This is a genomic window from Pseudoalteromonas sp. D15MCD-2 (assembly GCF_038562745.1).
Lineage (GTDB): Bacteria > Pseudomonadota > Gammaproteobacteria > Enterobacterales > Alteromonadaceae > Pseudoalteromonas.
The window spans coordinates 2,050,259-2,068,329 of sequence record NZ_JBCFQE010000001.1; the positions used below are offsets into that span (position 1 = coordinate 2,050,259).

The 18,071-nt window shown below is 41.5% G+C and carries 15 protein-coding genes; 12 read left to right on the plus strand and 3 right to left on the minus strand.

Features of this window, described 5'->3' with window-relative positions:
- The first annotated feature begins 6 nt into the window (after window positions 1-6).
- The 3 genes from mfd to AADY36_RS09325 are packed head-to-tail and all read left to right on the plus strand — an operon-like array spanning window position 7 to window position 4,585.
- Window positions 7-3,480: a transcription-repair coupling factor gene (gene mfd / locus AADY36_RS09315; RefSeq protein WP_342408889.1), complete on the plus strand. Its 3,474-nt coding sequence runs from the start codon at window positions 7-9 to the stop codon at window positions 3,478-3,480.
- Complete coding sequence (locus AADY36_RS09320; RefSeq protein WP_285221334.1) at window positions 3,480-4,310, plus strand: peptidoglycan binding protein CsiV; 831 nt, start codon at window positions 3,480-3,482, stop codon at window positions 4,308-4,310. The genes mfd and AADY36_RS09320 overlap by 1 nt, the downstream gene beginning before the upstream one ends.
- An 11-nt stretch (window positions 4,311-4,321) precedes the next feature.
- On the plus strand, window positions 4,322-4,585 hold the full coding sequence (locus AADY36_RS09325; RefSeq protein WP_055198739.1) for a hypothetical protein: 264 nt from the start codon (window positions 4,322-4,324) through the stop codon (window positions 4,583-4,585).
- Between the two features lie 49 nt (window positions 4,586-4,634).
- On the opposite strand, the gene AADY36_RS09330 is transcribed toward AADY36_RS09325, so the two are convergent.
- The 3 genes from AADY36_RS09330 to AADY36_RS09340 form a co-directional block, all read right to left on the minus strand.
- Window positions 4,635-6,011 carry a hypothetical protein gene (locus AADY36_RS09330; RefSeq protein WP_054561335.1) on the minus strand — a complete coding sequence of 459 codons (1,377 nt, stop codon included), beginning with the start codon at window positions 6,009-6,011 and terminating at the stop codon, window positions 4,635-4,637.
- 108 nt (window positions 6,012-6,119) lie between these two features.
- Window positions 6,120-8,711, minus strand: coding sequence for a TonB-dependent receptor plug domain-containing protein (locus AADY36_RS09335; protein ID WP_054561334.1), 2,592 nt, complete (start codon window positions 8,709-8,711; stop codon window positions 6,120-6,122).
- Between the two features lie 591 nt (window positions 8,712-9,302).
- Window positions 9,303-9,722, minus strand: a complete 420-nt coding sequence (locus AADY36_RS09340; protein WP_054561333.1) for a hypothetical protein — start codon at window positions 9,720-9,722, stop codon at window positions 9,303-9,305.
- Between the two features lie 346 nt (window positions 9,723-10,068).
- Between AADY36_RS09340 and ccoN the strand changes: the two genes are divergently transcribed.
- From ccoN to AADY36_RS09385, 9 genes are all read left to right on the plus strand, one after another.
- Window positions 10,069-11,502, plus strand: a complete 1,434-nt coding sequence (gene ccoN / locus AADY36_RS09345; protein ID WP_036967883.1) for a cytochrome-c oxidase, cbb3-type subunit I — start codon at window positions 10,069-10,071, stop codon at window positions 11,500-11,502.
- Between the two features lie 12 nt (window positions 11,503-11,514).
- Complete coding sequence (gene ccoO, locus AADY36_RS09350) at window positions 11,515-12,189, plus strand: cytochrome-c oxidase, cbb3-type subunit II (protein WP_054561332.1); 675 nt, start codon at window positions 11,515-11,517, stop codon at window positions 12,187-12,189.
- 5 nt (window positions 12,190-12,194) lie between these two features.
- On the plus strand, window positions 12,195-12,380 hold the full coding sequence (locus AADY36_RS09355; protein ID WP_054561331.1) for a cbb3-type cytochrome oxidase subunit 3: 186 nt from the start codon (window positions 12,195-12,197) through the stop codon (window positions 12,378-12,380).
- Entirely contained in the window at window positions 12,377-13,342 is a 966-nt protein-coding gene (gene ccoP / locus AADY36_RS09360; RefSeq protein WP_054561330.1) for a cytochrome-c oxidase, cbb3-type subunit III, read from the plus strand. Before AADY36_RS09355 ends, ccoP begins: the two co-directional genes overlap by 4 nt.
- 149 nt (window positions 13,343-13,491) lie before the next feature.
- Window positions 13,492-13,983, plus strand: a complete 492-nt coding sequence (locus AADY36_RS09365; RefSeq protein ID WP_054561329.1) for a FixH family protein — start codon at window positions 13,492-13,494, stop codon at window positions 13,981-13,983.
- A 9-nt stretch (window positions 13,984-13,992) separates the two neighbouring features.
- Window positions 13,993-16,368: a heavy metal translocating P-type ATPase gene (locus AADY36_RS09370; protein ID WP_342408890.1), complete on the plus strand. Its 2,376-nt coding sequence runs from the start codon at window positions 13,993-13,995 to the stop codon at window positions 16,366-16,368.
- Window positions 16,365-16,532, plus strand: coding sequence for a cbb3-type cytochrome oxidase assembly protein CcoS (gene ccoS, locus AADY36_RS09375; protein ID WP_054553052.1), 168 nt, complete (start codon window positions 16,365-16,367; stop codon window positions 16,530-16,532). The genes AADY36_RS09370 and ccoS overlap by 4 nt, the downstream gene beginning before the upstream one ends.
- Window positions 16,525-17,196, plus strand: a complete 672-nt coding sequence (locus AADY36_RS09380) for a sulfite exporter TauE/SafE family protein (RefSeq protein ID WP_054561327.1) — start codon at window positions 16,525-16,527, stop codon at window positions 17,194-17,196. Before ccoS ends, AADY36_RS09380 begins: the two co-directional genes overlap by 8 nt.
- A 38-nt stretch (window positions 17,197-17,234) precedes the next feature.
- The gene (locus tag AADY36_RS09385; RefSeq protein ID WP_054553050.1) at window positions 17,235-17,969 is read left to right on the plus strand and encodes an FNR family transcription factor; all 735 of its coding nucleotides are present in this window, start codon (window positions 17,235-17,237) and stop codon (window positions 17,967-17,969) included.
- The last annotated feature ends 102 nt before the right edge of the window (window positions 17,970-18,071 follow it).

The following is an 18,071-nucleotide window of genomic DNA, read 5'->3' on the forward strand; positions in this document are numbered from 1 at the left end:
TAGTAAATGGCGTTTGCGCAATGGGCAGCATTGCCTTGGGTAAAATCTGAAAAAGATAAAATTCAATGGGGACAACTTACCGGTAGCGGGCTTAGCATCGCTATCGCAGAAGGTGTAAAGCAACACAACGAGCTGGTTGTGATTGTCACCCCAGATACACCAAGCGCCCTACGCCTTGAAACTGAACTCGAATTTCTGTTGCCTGAAAACCCAGTCATGGTCTTCCCTGACTGGGAAACACTCCCTTACGATCATTTTTCGCCACATCAAGATATTATTTCAGCGCGCTTAGCCACGTTAAATACCTTAAAAAAAGAACAACAAAGCGTATTAATCGTGCCAGTTTCGACCTTGATGCTGCGTACTGCCCCTGCTTCGTTTATTTATGGTTCAACCCTTAACTTTAAAGTGGGCGATACCTTAGATACACACACACTACGTGAAAACTTAGAACAAGCAGGCTATTTACACGTACAACAAGTGATGGAGCATGGTGAATACGCGATTCGCGGCTCTATCGTTGACTTATACCCTATGGGTAGCCCGCACCCATTTCGTTTAGACTTTTTTGATGATGAGCTAGACAGCATTCGTTTATTTGATGTTGAAAGCCAACGCTCTGATGAAAAAGTCGACAAAATTGAGTTACTGCCAGCTCACGAGTTTCCAACTAACGACTCAGACATCGAGCGTTTTCGTATCAATTATCGTGAACAATTTGGCGCAAGCTCTGAGCAAGACTCAATTTATATGCAGGTGACTAAAGGAACTTGGCCTGCAGGTATCGAATATTATATGCCGCTGTTTTTTGATGAATTGGCAACTATCTTCGATTACTTACCAAGCAATACAACGTTTATGCATTTTGGCGATATTGAGCATGCTGCTGATCAGTTTTGGCATGATGTGAATGTACGCTATGAAAACCGTCGTGTTGATCCGCTCAGACCTTTACTTGAACCTGTAAAGCTGTATCAAAGCGTTAATGAACTATTTGGTGAGTTTGGTAAATATGCACGTATTCGCTTATCACAAGCAAAATTAGGCACCAAAGCGGGTCACACCAACCTTGCTAGTAAAGAGCTGCCAAATGTTCGTATTGATCATAAGTTACATGAACCTTACCAAGGTTTAATTGACTATGTTGCCAGTGAGAAAAAACAAAAAGGCCGCGTGCTGCTCTCGGTTGAATCGGATGGCCGCCGCGAATCATTACTCACCTTATTAAAGCCAAGTGGTTTAAAGCTTAAAGAATTTGAATCGTTTAGCGATTTTACCAATAGTTCGAGTGATGTTGGCCTAATTGTTTCGCCACTTGAGCAAAGTGTGGTGTTAGACGGTAAGCCGCGTTTAACTATTATCACAGAGCAAGAATTACTAGGCATTAAGGTCTCGCAACGTCGACGCCGTAAACACAAATACGAAGCCAGCCAAGATGCACTTATTCGTAACCTTGCTGAACTACGTGAAGGTCAACCTATTGTGCACCTTGATCATGGTGTAGGACGCTATCAAGGCCTTGAAACCATTGATGCTGCCGGTGTGATCACTGAGTTTGTTACGATCATCTACGCCAACGAGGCAAAGCTTTACGTGCCCGTTTCTGCGTTACATATGCTGAGCCGCTATTCAGGTGGTGAAGAAGCCTCTGCCCCGCTCCATAAATTAGGCTCCGATGCGTGGGAAAAAGCAAAAAAACGTGCCGCTGAAAAAGTGCGTGATGTGGCTGCTGAACTCTTAGATATTTACGCTAAACGCCAAGCAAAGCCTGGCAATAAATTTGAGCTTGATGGCAGTGCTTATCGTCAGTTTAGCGACAGCTTCCCATTTGAAGAAACTGACGATCAACGCAACGCCATTGAGTCTGTGCTCGGTGATATGCAAAGTAAGCAAGCGATGGATCGTTTAGTATGTGGTGACGTTGGCTTTGGTAAAACCGAAGTTGCAATGCGCGCAGCCTTTGTGGCCGTGAATGATAACAAGCAAGTTGCGGTACTTGTACCAACCACACTACTTGCACAGCAACATTATGAAAACTTTAAAGACCGCTTTGCCGATTTACCAATTGAGGTGGGTGTTTTATCGCGCTTTAACTCAACCAAAGAGCAAAAAGACACCCTAGATAAAATGGCTGAGGGTAAATTAGATATCGTAATTGGTACTCACAAGCTTATTCAACAAGATATTCAATTTAAAGATTTGGGCTTATTGATTGTTGACGAAGAGCACCGTTTTGGGGTGCGTCAAAAAGAAAAAATTAAAGCATTACGTGCAGATGTCGATATTTTAACGCTCACAGCGACCCCTATCCCACGTACATTAAACATGGCAATGAGTGGTATGCGTGACTTATCAATCATAGCTACACCGCCTGCGAAACGTTTAGCGGTTAAAACCTTTGTAAGACAAAGAGATGCTGAACTTATTCGCGAAGCAATTCTGCGTGAGATTAAACGCGGTGGTCAGGTGTATTTCTTACACAATAATGTTGAAACCATAGACCGAGTTGCTGAAGAAATTAGCGAATGGGTGCCTGAAGCCAGCGTAACAACCGCACATGGTCAAATGCGAGAACGCGAGCTTGAACAAATCATGAGTGATTTTTATCACCAAAAATATAACGTGATTGTGTGTACCACTATTATCGAAACCGGTATCGATGTACCCACTGCCAACACCATTATTATGGATAGAGCAGATAAACTCGGTCTGGCACAACTGCATCAGTTACGTGGTCGTGTTGGCCGTAGCCATCACCAAGCGTATGCATACCTACTCACTGGTAACCCTAAATCACTGAGTAAAGATGCGGTTAAACGATTAGAAGCGATAGAGTCACTTGAAGACTTGGGTGCAGGTTTTGCGCTTGCAACTCATGATTTAGAAATTCGTGGTGCTGGTGAACTGCTTGGTGATGATCAATCAGGTCAAATGCAAACCATTGGCTTTAGTTTGTATATGGAAATGCTTGAGCAAGCGGTTAACTCCCTCAAAGAAGGTAAAGAGCCAACCCTTGAGAACTTATTAGGTCAGCAAACTGAGGTTGACTTAAAGCTGCCAGCGTTATTGCCTGATGATTATATTCATGATGTAAATGCTCGTTTAGGTATCTATAAACGCATTGCAAGCTGTGCTAACCTCAATGATATGGACGAGTTACAGGTAGAGCTGATTGACCGTTTTGGTCTACTACCTGACGCCACAAAAAACTTATTCAGTTTGCAACATTTAAAACTGCAAGCAAGTAATATTGGCATTAAGAAGATTGAAGCAAACCCGAAAGGCGGTTATTTTGAGTTTAGCCAGCATACAAAGGTTAACCCTAGCTTCATTATAGGTTTGATACAAAGTGCACCGCAGGTGTATAAAATGGATGGCGCAAACAAACTGCGCTTTGCAATTAGCGAAGCTAACGCTCGCGAACGCTTAAAAATGGTCACTGCAATGATTGCAGATTTCGAAAAAAAGGTTAGCCATTAATGTTGTTTAGAAATAGTTTACTACTGCTTTGTTGCTTATTTACAAGCTCGTCATTTGCAGCACGTTGGTTCGAAATAGAAGTTCTTATTTATAAACAGCGCCCGGCTCCTTATTTACAGGAAGATTTCAGTTTAAAACACGATGAAATCAAGGATAAGCGTAGCAAAGATTTATTATCTCCTGCATACACAGAGCAAGCAAAACAGGCTTGTATTGAAGGCGATAGCCGCTTTCGCTCAGATTCGTTCACTGATTCTTTAGTCAATACCAACCCTCACTCAAACGTATGTGATGACAGTGTTGATTTTTTAGCAAGCTATAATCAACTGCCTGTGACACCCGTTGTTGAGCCCCGTGAAGACACTGACGAAATTTATTTAATGGCGCCAGAACAATTACAGTTTGTTGAGCAAAAAAATCAGCTTGATAGAAAAGGCTTAACCCCTATTTTGCACACCGGCTGGCGTTTTCCTGAAATGAGTGAAAGAAGAGCACCGAGTATCCGCCTCTTTGCCGGCGAGCACTTAGCAAAACACGCAAGTCCTGTAGAAGAAAACAACGATTTTATTAGTTTAGTCGGCCCTACTGAGCGCTACATTCCCGATCAGCTGCAAAATGTGCCTGAGTGGGAATTAGACGGTTTAATGAAGATTTATGTTCGTCACTACCTGTTTATAAATGCAGATTTTGATATTAGTCAGCGCTTAGAAACTGGTGATTACGAAAAAGCACGTTTTTCACAATTCAAACGTGTGATCAGTAACGAGATACATTATTTTGATCACCCACGTATGGGGATGATCGTGCAAATAAGACGCTACAACCATTAATGGATACAATTATGAAAAAATATATGGCAATTGCAGCTGCGGCTGCGGCACTTACTTTAGCTGGTTGCTCAAAAGTAAATTTAGAGAACTACGAAAAAATTGAAATTGGTATGGATAAAACTGAGGTTGAAGCTATTTTAGGTTCAGCTGATAAGTGTGAAGAAAAGACACTACACACTAACTGTATCTGGGGTAACAAAGATAAAAATATCGAAATTACCTTAGTATCAGACAAAGTGTCGCTTTACAGCAAAACAGGTTTAGACGCTAAATAAACCGAAATGGGTGGCCAAGGCCACCCTTTCATCTTTCATCTTTCATCTTTCATCTTTCATCTTTCAAAATGTCAGTTTGCGAGTAAATACGCTCAATATTGACAATTTTGCTGCGATTTAACGTAATCTTGTAGCGCTGATACAAAGTTTCATCTTCGCTTTGTGTAAACACTAATACCACATTTAACTGATAACGCCTCTCTACGGCTTTCTTAGAGATTTTATTGCTATCTAGATGATAGAGCTTACCTTCACCCCGCTTTAAATAGCGAGCAAACGGTGCCAAGCTAAATTGCATGGTTTGTTGCAAGGTATCGTAGCCAGGTAAAAACTCTTTAGCGTTAACTTGTGTTTCGCTTGCAAAATGCAGCCACTGAGCAGCCTGTTTATTTTGATGGCGGCGCTTTGAAAAAATTCTTCTTACCGCTTTAGGCAGGCGTTTAAAACTGGTGTATTCAAGCCAAATGTATTGGCTGGCAATTTTGTCTTTGGTTATGCTGTTTTTAAATTGAAAGCGCCATTTAGGTCGCCCTCGTACGATAGCTCGCCAGATCACCCGTGTTATGTCTTCTTTAAATATTTCACGAAGACCATAAATAACACCCAAGATCAAAATCAACGTCGCTGTTACTTCGGTAAAGTTTGAGCGAGCATTTAACACAACCAACATCACAAAGGCCATGATCACAGCGGTCACCGTGCCCTTTACCATACGTTTTAAATAACTGTTTAAGTGACGCGTGCTACGTGTAAGCACCACTCCATGCTCAATCAAACGTTGTAATAGGCGCATTTTGTTGGTGATACGGTTGGCATCTTCAAGTGTTGATTGCGAATTATATTCTTGCTCTTCACGGTAACTGTTTTCAGCTTTACAAAACTCTAATAGCTCACTGCGCTCTTTTGCAAAATCACTACTGCGCGGCCCTTCATCCAGTAGTTTCAAAAATGACTGCTCTACATGCCAGCTTAAGTAGTTATCAGCGTTTTTATAAAATGGCAGTAGCTTTTCATCATCTGGGGTGTAGCGTCTTAGTTTTTTCAACAAGCCTTTGGTTTGCTCGCACAACTCAATGGCTGCAGGGTAAAACTCATCGGCTTCTTGGTGTTTTAGGGTGTCTTTAATATCGGCATTCAGCGCGAGTCGAACTTGATAACAATATAAGTTTAAGTTTTGCCGATAATCTTGCTGTTCACCTTTGTTTTTACTAACAAAGCGGCTTCTAACTAAGGGTAAGTGAATGTTGTTAGCGTTATACGCAAGGTGCGATTTAAAGTTATTATTAAAGAATGATTCTTCGCTCAGTGTTTGTGGGTTAACACTCATTTCATTCGGAATGGAGAAATACAGGTCGAGTCGTTGCTCTGTGCGTGGTTTAAGCTCAGGCTCAATAATAAAAGATAAGTTTTCGTCTTGTTTAAGCAATATCACCTCGTTTGTTAAAAGTACCTCTATAGTTTACGCGTTGATAGGCTTTCAGACAATAAAAAAGGCCCAGTAAAAACTGGGCCTTAGTAATCATTTCAAACTAGATTAGAACTTGATGTTCATACCAGCGAAGAAACGACGACCTAGTACATCGTATGTGTACGGGTCAGTGTTTGAGTCATTGTTACCTGAGTAGTAAGGTGCTTGCTTATCGAATAAGTTGTTAACACCTGCAGAGAATGACACTGTGTCGTTCAGGATGTATGAACCGCTGATGTCGTGGTATACAACAGTACCAACGCTTGGTACTAGACACTCGCTGTCGTCAGCAAGACATGCGTAGCTGTCTAGACCGTCGATCATACGTGCTTGGTATTGTGCATCCCAGTTGTCGCCAGACGCGTTAAGAGTGAAGTTAGACTTAACTTTCGCGTAGCTACCGATACCTGAAGTTACAAGACCTGTGTAATCGATTGTGCTTGTGCCTGAATCAACGATGTACTCATCAAGGATTGTTACATCAAGACCTGTGCGCCAGTTAAGACCTGCAGCTTCAAATGCATACTTGAAGTTTACGTCGTAACCTTTAGTAGATTCATTACCAATGTTTTGTAATTGGTTGTTGAAGCTAATGCGACCAGTGCTTTGGTTGAAGTTGATTGCAGAAGACTGACATAGAGCAGTATCTTGGTTCTTGTATGCACCAGTAGAAGCATCAAGACAGTTTTCAACGATGTACTGGTTGTTTACGCTTGAAATTGAGTTTTCAATTTCGATTTCGTAGTAGTCAACAGTCATTGAGAAACCGTCGAACCATTCTGGAGCGTATACGAAACCAGCAGTTACTGTATCAGCAAGCTCTGGCGTTAATTGATCGTTACCACCAACAGTTACTTCAGCTTGGTCTTGTGCACCAGGGAAGTTAACTTGTTCGAATGAAGGTGATTTACCTTGGTAAAGCTCAGATACTGTAGGAGCACGGAATGCAGTTGAACGAACAGCACGTAGCATTAGTTCGTCGTTTACACGCCAAGTTAGACCTAATTTCCAAGTTTCATCTGAACCAAATGTGCTGTAATCGAATGCACGAACAGCAGCGCTTAAGTCAACCATTTGAGCAAATGGTGCGTCAGCTAGAAGTGGAACAGCGAATTCAACGTAAGCTTCGTTTACGTCAAAACGACCACCAGTTGGTTCAACACGTGGGTCATTTGCAAGACCTTGTGAAGTTAGTGAATCTGGAACGTACCATGCTTTTTCTTCACGACGCTCGATACCAGCAGCGAAACCAACATAACCAGCAGGAAGTTCCATTACTTCACCGTTAAGGCCAGCAGAAAGAACTAATAATTGGCTACCACCTGAGTTGTTTTCAGTGTAGTTGTACTGTGCAAGGTTGCTACCTGACCAATCAGCTTGGTTAAGTGGGTTGAAAGTACCCTCTTCGATTGCGTCTTGGATTGAACCCATGTTAAGTAGGTTAGTTGCGCGGTCAACTGAGTCGTTACGACCGAATACTACTGAAGTATCCCAGCCCCAACCGTTGTCAAATGCACCGTCAAGACCGATTACTGCACGTACAGTGTCAACAACTTGCTCATAGCCACGAGGACCTACGTCAGTCATACGACGACCGTAAGAGATGTCTTCACCGTCAGCTACGCCGTGAGAAAGAAGTGAGTCACCCATTGTGTCCGCATCGTAAGTGAAGTCAAACCATACTGGCTGTGGAGCCATTTGTTGAGTTGACCAACGCTTAGAGTAAGTGAACTCAGAAACTAAACGCGTTTCATCAGTTACGTCAAAATGGCCGATACCTGTTAGGTTTAAACGACGCATTGGCGTGTAAAGGTAGCTTGTTGCTGAGTAGTTGTAAGCATCACCTGCTGAAGTGAAGTCGTGCCACTCGCCGTCTGCTTGACCTTGTAAGCTTGCATTTTCAGCCCAAACGTGGCCGAAAGGCGTGTAAGAAGAACCACCACAGTAGAAGCTACCGTTTTCGTAATCTTCTTCGATTGGACAATCAGAGAAATCACGGTCTGCTTGAGAAGCGTCGCCACGGTCTGTGTATTGTAAACCAATTACAACGTTACCACGGTCAAAGCTTGAACCCATTGTGATATCGAAAGACGTTTCGTCTGCATCGCCTTCACCAGTGATAGCACCGTTAAGGTTCATGTCTAGACCTTCGAAGTCGTCTTTTAAGATGATGTTAACAACACCAGCTACCGCGTCAGTACCATATACAGCAGATGCGCCGTCTTTTAGTACTTCAACTTGCTTGATCATTGATACTGGGATTGTGTTTAAGTCAACAGTAGATGCTGCGCCAGTACCAGAGTTGATCATACGACGACCATTTACTAGTACTAGAGTACGTTGTGCGCCTAAACCACGTAGGTCAACACGTGCGTTACCGCCTGAACCGTTGTTAACAGCAGGGTTAGTCATCGCACCGCTTGCTGCAGTCATTTTTTGTAGAACGCCATCGATGCTTGATGCACCCATTGCTTTGATGTCATCTGCGCCGATTAAAGTTACAGGACTAGACGTCTCCATATCGGTACGCTTAATGCGAGAACCTGTAACTTGAATTTTTTCAATAGACTCTGCTGCATCATCAGCAGCTAAAACTTGCATGCTTGAGAACATTGGGATTGCTGAAACAACAGCTAAACCAAGAATTGATTTTTTCATGTGAAAACCCTACTTGTTGGAAATTTACCTTTAGTCAGGTAGCGCTCGTTATTATTAGAATCACGAGTCAGCGGAGGGCAACTTAGGCTCAGTTAACTGAACGAAAACTGAATGACAGGTCAAAGAAAAAACAACCCCAAAATAGCGTATCCATTTTGGGTAATAAGGTTTCACGATGTATCAATGTTAACAGAAAAAAACACTGCCACATCAGCAAGCTAACATTATTAAGTAGCAAAAAAAACACGATTGAAATCAATTGCACGCACTTTGTAATCAAGTGTAACTAAAGGCCGATTAGTGCTACAAATGAAATTTTTACAAGTTGATCACACAACGTTATAAAAACCGTAAAAGCTTGGTAAGACTGCTAACCATAGTTATTCACTAAAATTAACTAAATAGACAAAGTTAGTCCGTTAAACAGTGTATTAGAGAATGATTTCTTGGTTTTGTTCCGTCAGTTTGCAATACCGTATAAAGATACGACTAATAAAGAACATTAAAGTAGAAAAAGATGACGAAGGAATGACATAAATCACAGCTTTTAAATAATCAAAAGCTGTGATCAACAATAAATAAGGGAAGATGTTATCGAGTTTGCAGTGAATCGAAATAATAAAGCAAAGTTTGTGGTTGATTGTCACCAGTAGTATAAGTGAGCATCATTTTCCAGGTCATTACAGGCTCAGAGCATGCGCCAACCATAGTATCAGCAACCCAAACTTGCCCTGTCTGTTTAAACTGCAGTGGAATAAAACCCATATACATAGTGACCCCTTCAAGTTTTGCAGAGAGGTTTTTAGCATCTTTCGGCAGCTTTAGGTTGATTGCAAAAGGCAACTCAGGGCTGACATCTGGGTTGCTCAGCCAAACTTCTGCATTATTAGGGTAATAACAATGACTATTGTTCTCACAACTTGTACTTGTGCTGCCCTCTTCTATACTTTGGCTATCACATGCAGCTAAAAATACACTGAAAAGGAAAACGGGTAAAAAACTAGTTCGCACTCTATTTGCCTGTATAAAATAAAAGCGGATACTAGTGAGCTACCCGCGAAAAGACAACCATGCTAGATGGAATAAGCTAATAAAAATACAATCTCTGACAAAAAATAACCAACAAAGCGCTAAAATTTGATTGATGTCATAATTTTATGCAATTGACCTATCTTTTTAAGGTCAAAAATTTTATCATTTCCATCGCAAAAATAAGGGTTTCTCGAGTTTGTTTTCTGAAGCTAGCACCGCTAAGTTGGCTTTAGGTAACACGCTTGTGAAGTAATAGTAGGCCCCACTTTGTATTAAAGTGGGTAATTCATTTCTAAAACGCATTTATTGCAGCGGAAGCCAGAAAATGAGCCAAACAGTAGCATCACAAACTGAGTACAATTATAAAGTTGTACGCCAATTCGCTATTATGACAGTGATTTGGGGCATCGTTGGCATGAGTGTTGGGGTTCTGATTGCTGCCCAATTAGCTTGGCCAGCACTTAACTTTGATACACCATGGTTAACTTACTCTCGACTACGTCCGTTACACACGAACGCAGTAATTTTCGCATTTGGTACAAGTGCACTTTTTGCGACGTCTTATTACGTCGTACAACGTACATGTCAAACGCGCCTTTTCTCAGATAAACTAGCAGCCTTCACCTTCTGGGGTTGGCAACTTGTTATCGTACTAGCAGCGATTACCTTACCATTAGGTATCACCAGCTCAAAAGAATACGCTGAACTTGAATGGCCAATCGATATTCTTATCGCCGTTGTTTGGGTAACTTACGCAGTTGTATTCTTTGGTACGTTAATCAAGCGTAAAGTATCGCACATCTATGTTGCGAACTGGTTCTACGCTGGTTTCATCATTACTGTTGCCGTTTTACACATTGTAAACAGCATGGCAATTCCAGTTTCACTAACTAAATCATACTCTATCTACGCAGGTGCTGTAGATGCAATGGTTCAGTGGTGGTACGGTCACAACGCTGTTGGTTTCTTATTAACTGCTGGTTTCTTAGGTATGATGTACTACTTCGTACCAAAACAAGCAGGTCGCCCTGTTTACTCTTACCGTTTATCGGTAGTTCACTTCTGGGCTCTTGTTTCTTTATACATCTGGGCAGGTCCTCACCACCTACACTACACTGCGCTTCCAGACTGGACGCAAAGCTTAGGTATGGTTATGTCAGTAATCCTATTCGTTCCATCTTGGGGTGGTATGATCAACGGTATCATGACGTTATCAGGTGCATGGCATAAACTACGTACTGACCCAGTACTTCGTTTCTTAGTTGTTTCTCTATCTTTCTACGGTATGTCTACGTTCGAAGGCCCAATGATGGCTATTAAGTCAGTTAACGCGCTTTCTCACTACACTGACTGGACTGTAGGTCACGTACACTCAGGTGCACTAGGTTGGGTTGCAATGATTTCTATCGGTGCTATCTATCACCTAATCCCTGCACTATTCTCACAAGGCCGTATGTACAGTGTTAAACTAGTTAACACGCACTTCTGGTTACACACTGTTGGTGTTGTTCTATACATCGTAGCAATGTGGATTTCAGGTGTAATGCAAGGTCTAATGTGGCGTGCAGTAAACTCAGACGGTACGTTAATGTACAGCTTTGTACAGTCATTAGAAGCTTCGTATCCGTTCTATATCATGCGTTTCCTAGGCGGTGTATTCATCGTAACAGGTATGCTAATTATGGCTTACAACGTTTATCGTACTATTGCAGCGAAGAAAGATTCGCTTCAATTAGACGCTGACGCACAATTGGCATAATGGAGTAGCACGATGAGCAATAATAATTCACAAAACAAACACGAAATAGTCGAAAAGAACGTTGGCCTAATGGCTATCTTGACTGTCTTTGCAATCAGCTTTGGTGCGTTAGTTGAGATTACTCCACTAATGTTCCAAGACGATACGACTAAACCTGTTGATGGCTTACGCCCTCTTACAGCGTTAGAAATGGAAGGTCGTGATATCTACGTGCGTGAAGGTTGTTACAACTGTCACTCACAAATGATTCGTCCTTTCCGTGACGAGGTTGAGCGTTACGGTCACTACTCTGTAGCTGGTGAGTCAGTATGGGATCACCCATTCCAATGGGGTTCTAAGCGTACTGGTCCTGACCTAGCTCGTGTTGGTGAGCGTTACTCAGACGATTGGCACCATGCTCACTTAATGGACCCACGTGCTGTGGTTCCTGAGTCAAACATGCCAGCGTTTCCTTGGTTAGACGAAAACAGAGTCGATACGACCCATACACTTAAAAAGCTTCAAGTATTCCGTGATAGCTTCGGAATCGACAAAGCAAGCGACCGTTACGACGGTAAAGGTTACGGAAGCGACGAAGAGCTAAAAGCTGACATTGCGAAAATCGAAGCCATGAACAATGGTGAAGGCGCAACTGAAATGCAAGCTCTAATCGCTTACTTACAACAGCTTGGCACACACTTGAAGTAATTATTATGGATTACGGAACATACAGAGGCATTTTGACTCTGGTAATTTTAGTACTGTTTATTGTGATTGTTGTATGGGCATACAGCAAGCGTAGCAAAAGCCGATTTGATAACGCTGCTAATGCCATATTTGAAGATGAAAAAAAACACAACAACACAATCTCTAACGAGGAAAAGGAGTCTGAGAAATGACTAGCTTTTGGAGTATATGGGTTATCGTATTAACCCTAGCGTGTCTTGCTATCATCTTCGGCCTACTTCTGTGGAACTTAAAAAACTACACAGGTGTTAAAGAAGGCGAAAGCTGTGGTCACGAGTTTGACGGCATTGAAGAACTAAACAACCCACTACCAAAATGGTGGACTTACATGTTCTTCGCGACATTCATTTGGTCTGTATACTACCTTGCTGCTTACCCAGGTTTAGGTAACTGGGAAGGTTTAGGTAAATGGACAAGTTCTAACCAAGGTATTACTTCTTTAGCTGAGTCTAAAGAAGCGACTGAACAAGCATTAGCTAACGGTGAGAACGTTCAATTAGACCAAGAATTTATCGCTGCTGATGAGCGTTTTGGCCCAATCTTTGAGTCATTCGCAAAACAAGATATTGAAACACTAGTTAAAGATGAAAAAGCGCTTGAGATTGGTCAACGTTTATTCTCTCAAAACTGTGCACAATGTCATGGTTCAGATGCACGTGGTGGTCAAGGCTTCCCTAACCTAACGGATAACGATTGGTTATACGGCGGTACACCAGACAAGATCAAAGAAACACTTCTTTACGGTCGTGTTGCTGCGATGCCACCTTGGGGTGATGCACTTGGCGAGCAAGGCATTAAAGAAATGACTGCTCACGTACTTAGCCTTTCAGGCCGTACTGTTAACCAAAAAGACGCTGCTGCAGGTGCTGCTAAGTTTGCAATGTGTGCTGCGTGTCACGGTGCTGACGGTAAAGGTTCAGTTGCACACAATTTACCATTTGGTGCACCTAACCTAACAGATAACATCTGGTTATATGGTGGTTCTAAACGTGCTGTTGAAGAAACACTAATCAATGGCCGCGCCGGTGTAATGCCAGCATGGAAAGACATTTTAGGTGAAGATAAAGTTCACTTATTAACAGCGTACGTTTACAGCTTATCGCAAGATAAATAACCACGCGGTTAATAAAATGTATAAACAATTAATCTTTTAATTCAATAGATTAATTAAGATCAAAAAAGCCTCCATCTGGAGGCTTTTTTTTAGTCTTTTGCTTTTAAATCCGATAAAATGCGTACAACGTTTTTAAAGGTATAAGTACTATGAAACCCACTCCTTGGTATAAAAACTTTTGGCCATGGTTTTTAATCTCTTTTCCTCTTGCAGCCATCATCGGCTGTGCTGGTCTTATTTATATGGCGATTGGCAACGGCCCAGATATGGTTGTTGATGATTACTATAAAAAAGGCAAAGCAATTAACCTTGAACTCAGCAAATTTAATAAAGCAAAAGCACTTTATTTACATGGCGATTTAAATGTTGCAGGCGACAAAGTAACTTTCACTTTCACCAAGGGTGATGCAAGCAATGTTCACTCTTTAAAAATGTCATTTTATCATCGCACCATTAAAGCCAATGACTTTGATGTAAGCCTAATGAAAAACGCCCATGGCGATTTTACTGCCCTACTCGACACCCATGTTGACGGTGCATACACAGTGTTTATTGAACCAATCGATAACAGTTGGAAACTTAAAGAAGATGTCATTTTGCCAACTGATAAAACGATTTCGATTAGCCCTGAATATAAGTAGTAAACTCTAATGTCCGATAATTGCTTTCATTGTCTTGAAAGTGTGCCAAAAGGCTTTAATGCGACTGTCGAAATAGACGGTAAGGCACAACCTATGTGTTGTATTGGTTGCCAAACGGTTGCTGAGAATATCGTCGCCCAAGGCATGACCGATTACTATAAATTTAGAACTGTGCGCTCTGGTAAAGTTGAACAACTTGTTCCAGAGCAACTTGAGTTGATTAAAAGTTACGATAACGAAGATATTCAAGACGAGTTTATTTCAGCCACTAATGATTTATCAGAAGTACTATTAACGGTTGAAGGCATCACCTGTGCTGCCTGCGCTTGGTTAATCGAAAAACAACTACTTAACTTAAAAGCAATCAAACGTGTTGATGTAAATACTTCGACTAATCGTGCCATGATCCAATGGGATAAATCGGTTACACCGCTTAGCCAAATTATCACCTCATTACACGAAATCGGTTATAAAGCCTATCCGTTTCAGGCAGACCTTGAAGCGAGCCAAAAACAACAAGCCGCAAAAGCTTATATCCGCCGTTTAGGGGTTGCCGGTCTGATGACCATGCAAGTAATGATGTTTGCTTTTGCCATGTATTTTGGCATGTTCTCTGGCATGGAAGAGAATTTCGAGCAGTATTTTCGCTGGATAAGCTTAGTGCTTGCTTCTCCAGTTATTCTTTACAGTGCCCTGCCATTCTTAACCAATGCCATTAATGGTTTAAAAGCCAAACAGCTGAATATGGACTTACCCGTTTCATTAGCGATTTTTGGTGCTTATGGGGCAAGCTGTTATGCCACATTAATGTCGGTTGGCGAAGTTTATTTTGAATCTATCTGTATGTTTACCTTCTTATTATTATTAGGTAAATATTTAGAATTTAGAGCCCGTTTAAAAGCCAGTGAATTTACCGCTAACTTGCAAAAGTTACTGCCGCTTACAGCTCGTATTATCGATGAGAATAACCAAGAATCGATAATTGCCGCTAAAAAACTAAAACTGGGTGATATTGTATTAATCAAAGCAGGCGAGACTATTCCTGCTGATGGTATTGTTACAAAAGGTCAAACAACCGTTGATGAAGCCATGATGACGGGTGAACACCAGCCAGTTAACAAGTTTGTCAGCCATCAAGTTTACGCAGGAACGATTAACCACGATGGCGTGATCAGTATTGAGATCAACAAAATCGGTCAAAATACCCTGCTTAATCAAATTATTAAGTTACAACACACAGCGTTAACCAAGCGCCCGCGATTAGTTGAGATAACAGATAAAGTAGCGCAGTGGTTTGTTGCCTGCTTATTAGTGTTCGCCTCAATAACAGCAATTGGTTGGTATCAAATAGACCCCGAGCATGCCTTTTGGGTTACTATTTCTGTACTTGTTGCAACCTGCCCTTGTGCGCTTAGCTTAGCAATTCCAACCGCTCTCACATGTGCTGTAGCCAGCCTTACAAAGCGTGGAATTTTAATTAAACAAGCCCATGTGTTAGAAACGCTACCGCAACTAACCGATATTGCCTTTGATAAAACAGGCACCCTGACCCAAGGTCGTTTCACTATAGAGCGTGTTGAACTAGTAAATAGCCAGTACAGTGAAGCAGATACATTACGACTAGCAGCACAACTTGAAAGCTTCTCTGAGCACCCTATTGCTAATGCATTTGCAACTTACAATGACTCAGTTAATCCGATTGAGAATGTCACAATCGAACCAGGTAAAGGCATTACCGCTTTACTCAATGATCAGCACCTTGCGATAGGTAAAAGCGGTTGGTTCAATACCGAAAAAGCAGATGCTCAAGCAACCTTATATATCGATAAACAAGTCATTGCGCGCTTTTACTTAGCCGACAGCCTACGTAATAACGCAGAAAAATTGATTACTACACTTCATTCACAACAAATTAAGTGCCATATGTTAACGGGCGATGCCTCTAACAGTGGTGAGCGAATTGCAAAACAGCTCAATTTAGATACCGTGCATGCTGCATGTAGCCCTCGCGACAAACAAACCCATGTCGAAGCACTTGCAAGTAAAGGTGCCATTGTTGCTATGGTGGGTGATGGCGTAAATGACAGCCCAGTATTTGCCAGTGCCCATTTATCTATTGCAATGGAAACAGGCGCTGATATTTCCAAAAATAGTGCCGATGTGGTATTACTCAATAGTGATCTAACAGCCATAGAGCATTTGCTTACTGTCTCGAAAAAGACCCGCCGTATTGTTAAGCAAAACTTGGCATTATCACTTATTTACAATGGTTCGATTTTACCACTGGCAGCCCTTGGGCTTGTTGCTCCTTGGATGGCCGTAATTGGTATGTCTGCAAGCTCCATTTTGGTTATTACCAACTCATTAAGGTTATTAAAACTATGAGTATCATCTACATGCTTATCCCAATTGCCATTTTATTTGTGCTAATTGCCATTGGGGTATTCTTTTGGGCTGTAAAAAGCGAACAATTTTCTGATTTAAACAAACAGGGCCACAGTATCCTGTTCGAAGACGATAAAGAGCAGCACAACAAAAGTAATGATTGATCCGCTGTTTATTAGTGCATTTATAATGGGCTTGTTAGGCAGTGGTCATTGCCTAGCGATGTGTGGTGGCATTGCCAGTAGTTTACAACTTGCCGCCAACAAAAACCGTGCAGTGAGCTTTTCGGTTGCTTATAACCTAGGCCGCGCACTAAGTTACATGCTTGCCGGTGCTCTTGTAGCAGGAATTAGTAGTCGCTTTGCAGCGCAAAATACTTCTATATCGATAGCGTTGTCGTTTTTGAGTGGTATTTTTATGCTCCTTGTTGGGGTTTACATTATGCGTTTAGCGGCAACTCTACAGTGGCTAGAAAAACTTGGCAAAACCCTGGTATGGCAGCATTTAGCTAAACTTAATCGTTATTTATTACCGGTTGACACTACCCCAAAGGCCCTGCTCTATGGCGCTTTGTGGGGCTGGTTGCCCTGTGGATTAGTTTATTCAGCGCTAACCTGGGCACTGACTAGCCCATCAGCATCACATGGTGCAGGTGTGATGTTATTTTTCGCGTTAGGCACCTTTCCTGCCATGATAAGCGTAGGACTCGTCAGTCAGAAAATAAACACTATTTTCAACCATGTTTGGACTAGGGTTATTCTAGGCAGCGTAATAATATGGTACGGTATATACTTATTAATTATAGCAACCGATAAGCTAATTCATTAATCTTACCAGTTGTTAACTTATTTGAATGGATTTGATGTATGGACTTCTCACAAAACAAGTCAAAAGGCTTATGCACAATTAGCTGTAATAATTGCAGTATCAGCCAGCTATGTTTGCCATTTTCATTAAACGGCCAAGAAATGGATCGTCTCGATGAAATCATCGAACGTAAGAAACCACTGCATAAAGGTGATTATTTATTTGAGTCTGGCGAAAGCTTAAATGCCATTTATGCAGTACGCTCTGGTTCGTTTAAGTCTTATACTTTGTCAGAACAAGGTGATGAACAAATTACTGGTTTTCATCTAGCTGGTGATTTAGTTGGTTTCGATGCTATTAACAAAATGGCTCATCAAAGCTTCTCACAAGCCCTTGAAACTTCAATGGTATGTGAAATTCCATTCGATACTCTAGACGAATTAGCGGGTAAACTACCTAAGCTACGCCAACAAATTATGCGTTTAATGAGTAATGAAATTAACTATGACCAAGAAATGTTATTGTTACTCAATAAAAAGTCAGCTGAAGAGCGTTTAGCCAGTTTTATTTATAATCTTGCAGAGCGTTTTGGTGAACGTGGTTTCTCACGTAAAGAATTCCGTTTAACCATGACACGTGGTGAAATCGGTAATTATTTAGGCCTAACTGTTGAAACAATTAGCCGCCTTTTAAGCCGCTTCCAAAAAGCTGGTTTTATTAAGGTTGAAGGTAAATTTATCACCATTTTGGACCAGCAAGCGCTTGCAGCAACAGCAGCGATTAAATGTAAATAGAGTTTGATTTAACGCAACTTTATATTGTTTGCCCCTTTAACTGTTCTAAATTTAGGTTACACTCAAAGTACTACTTTTTGCGGAACAGTTAAGGAGCAGCAC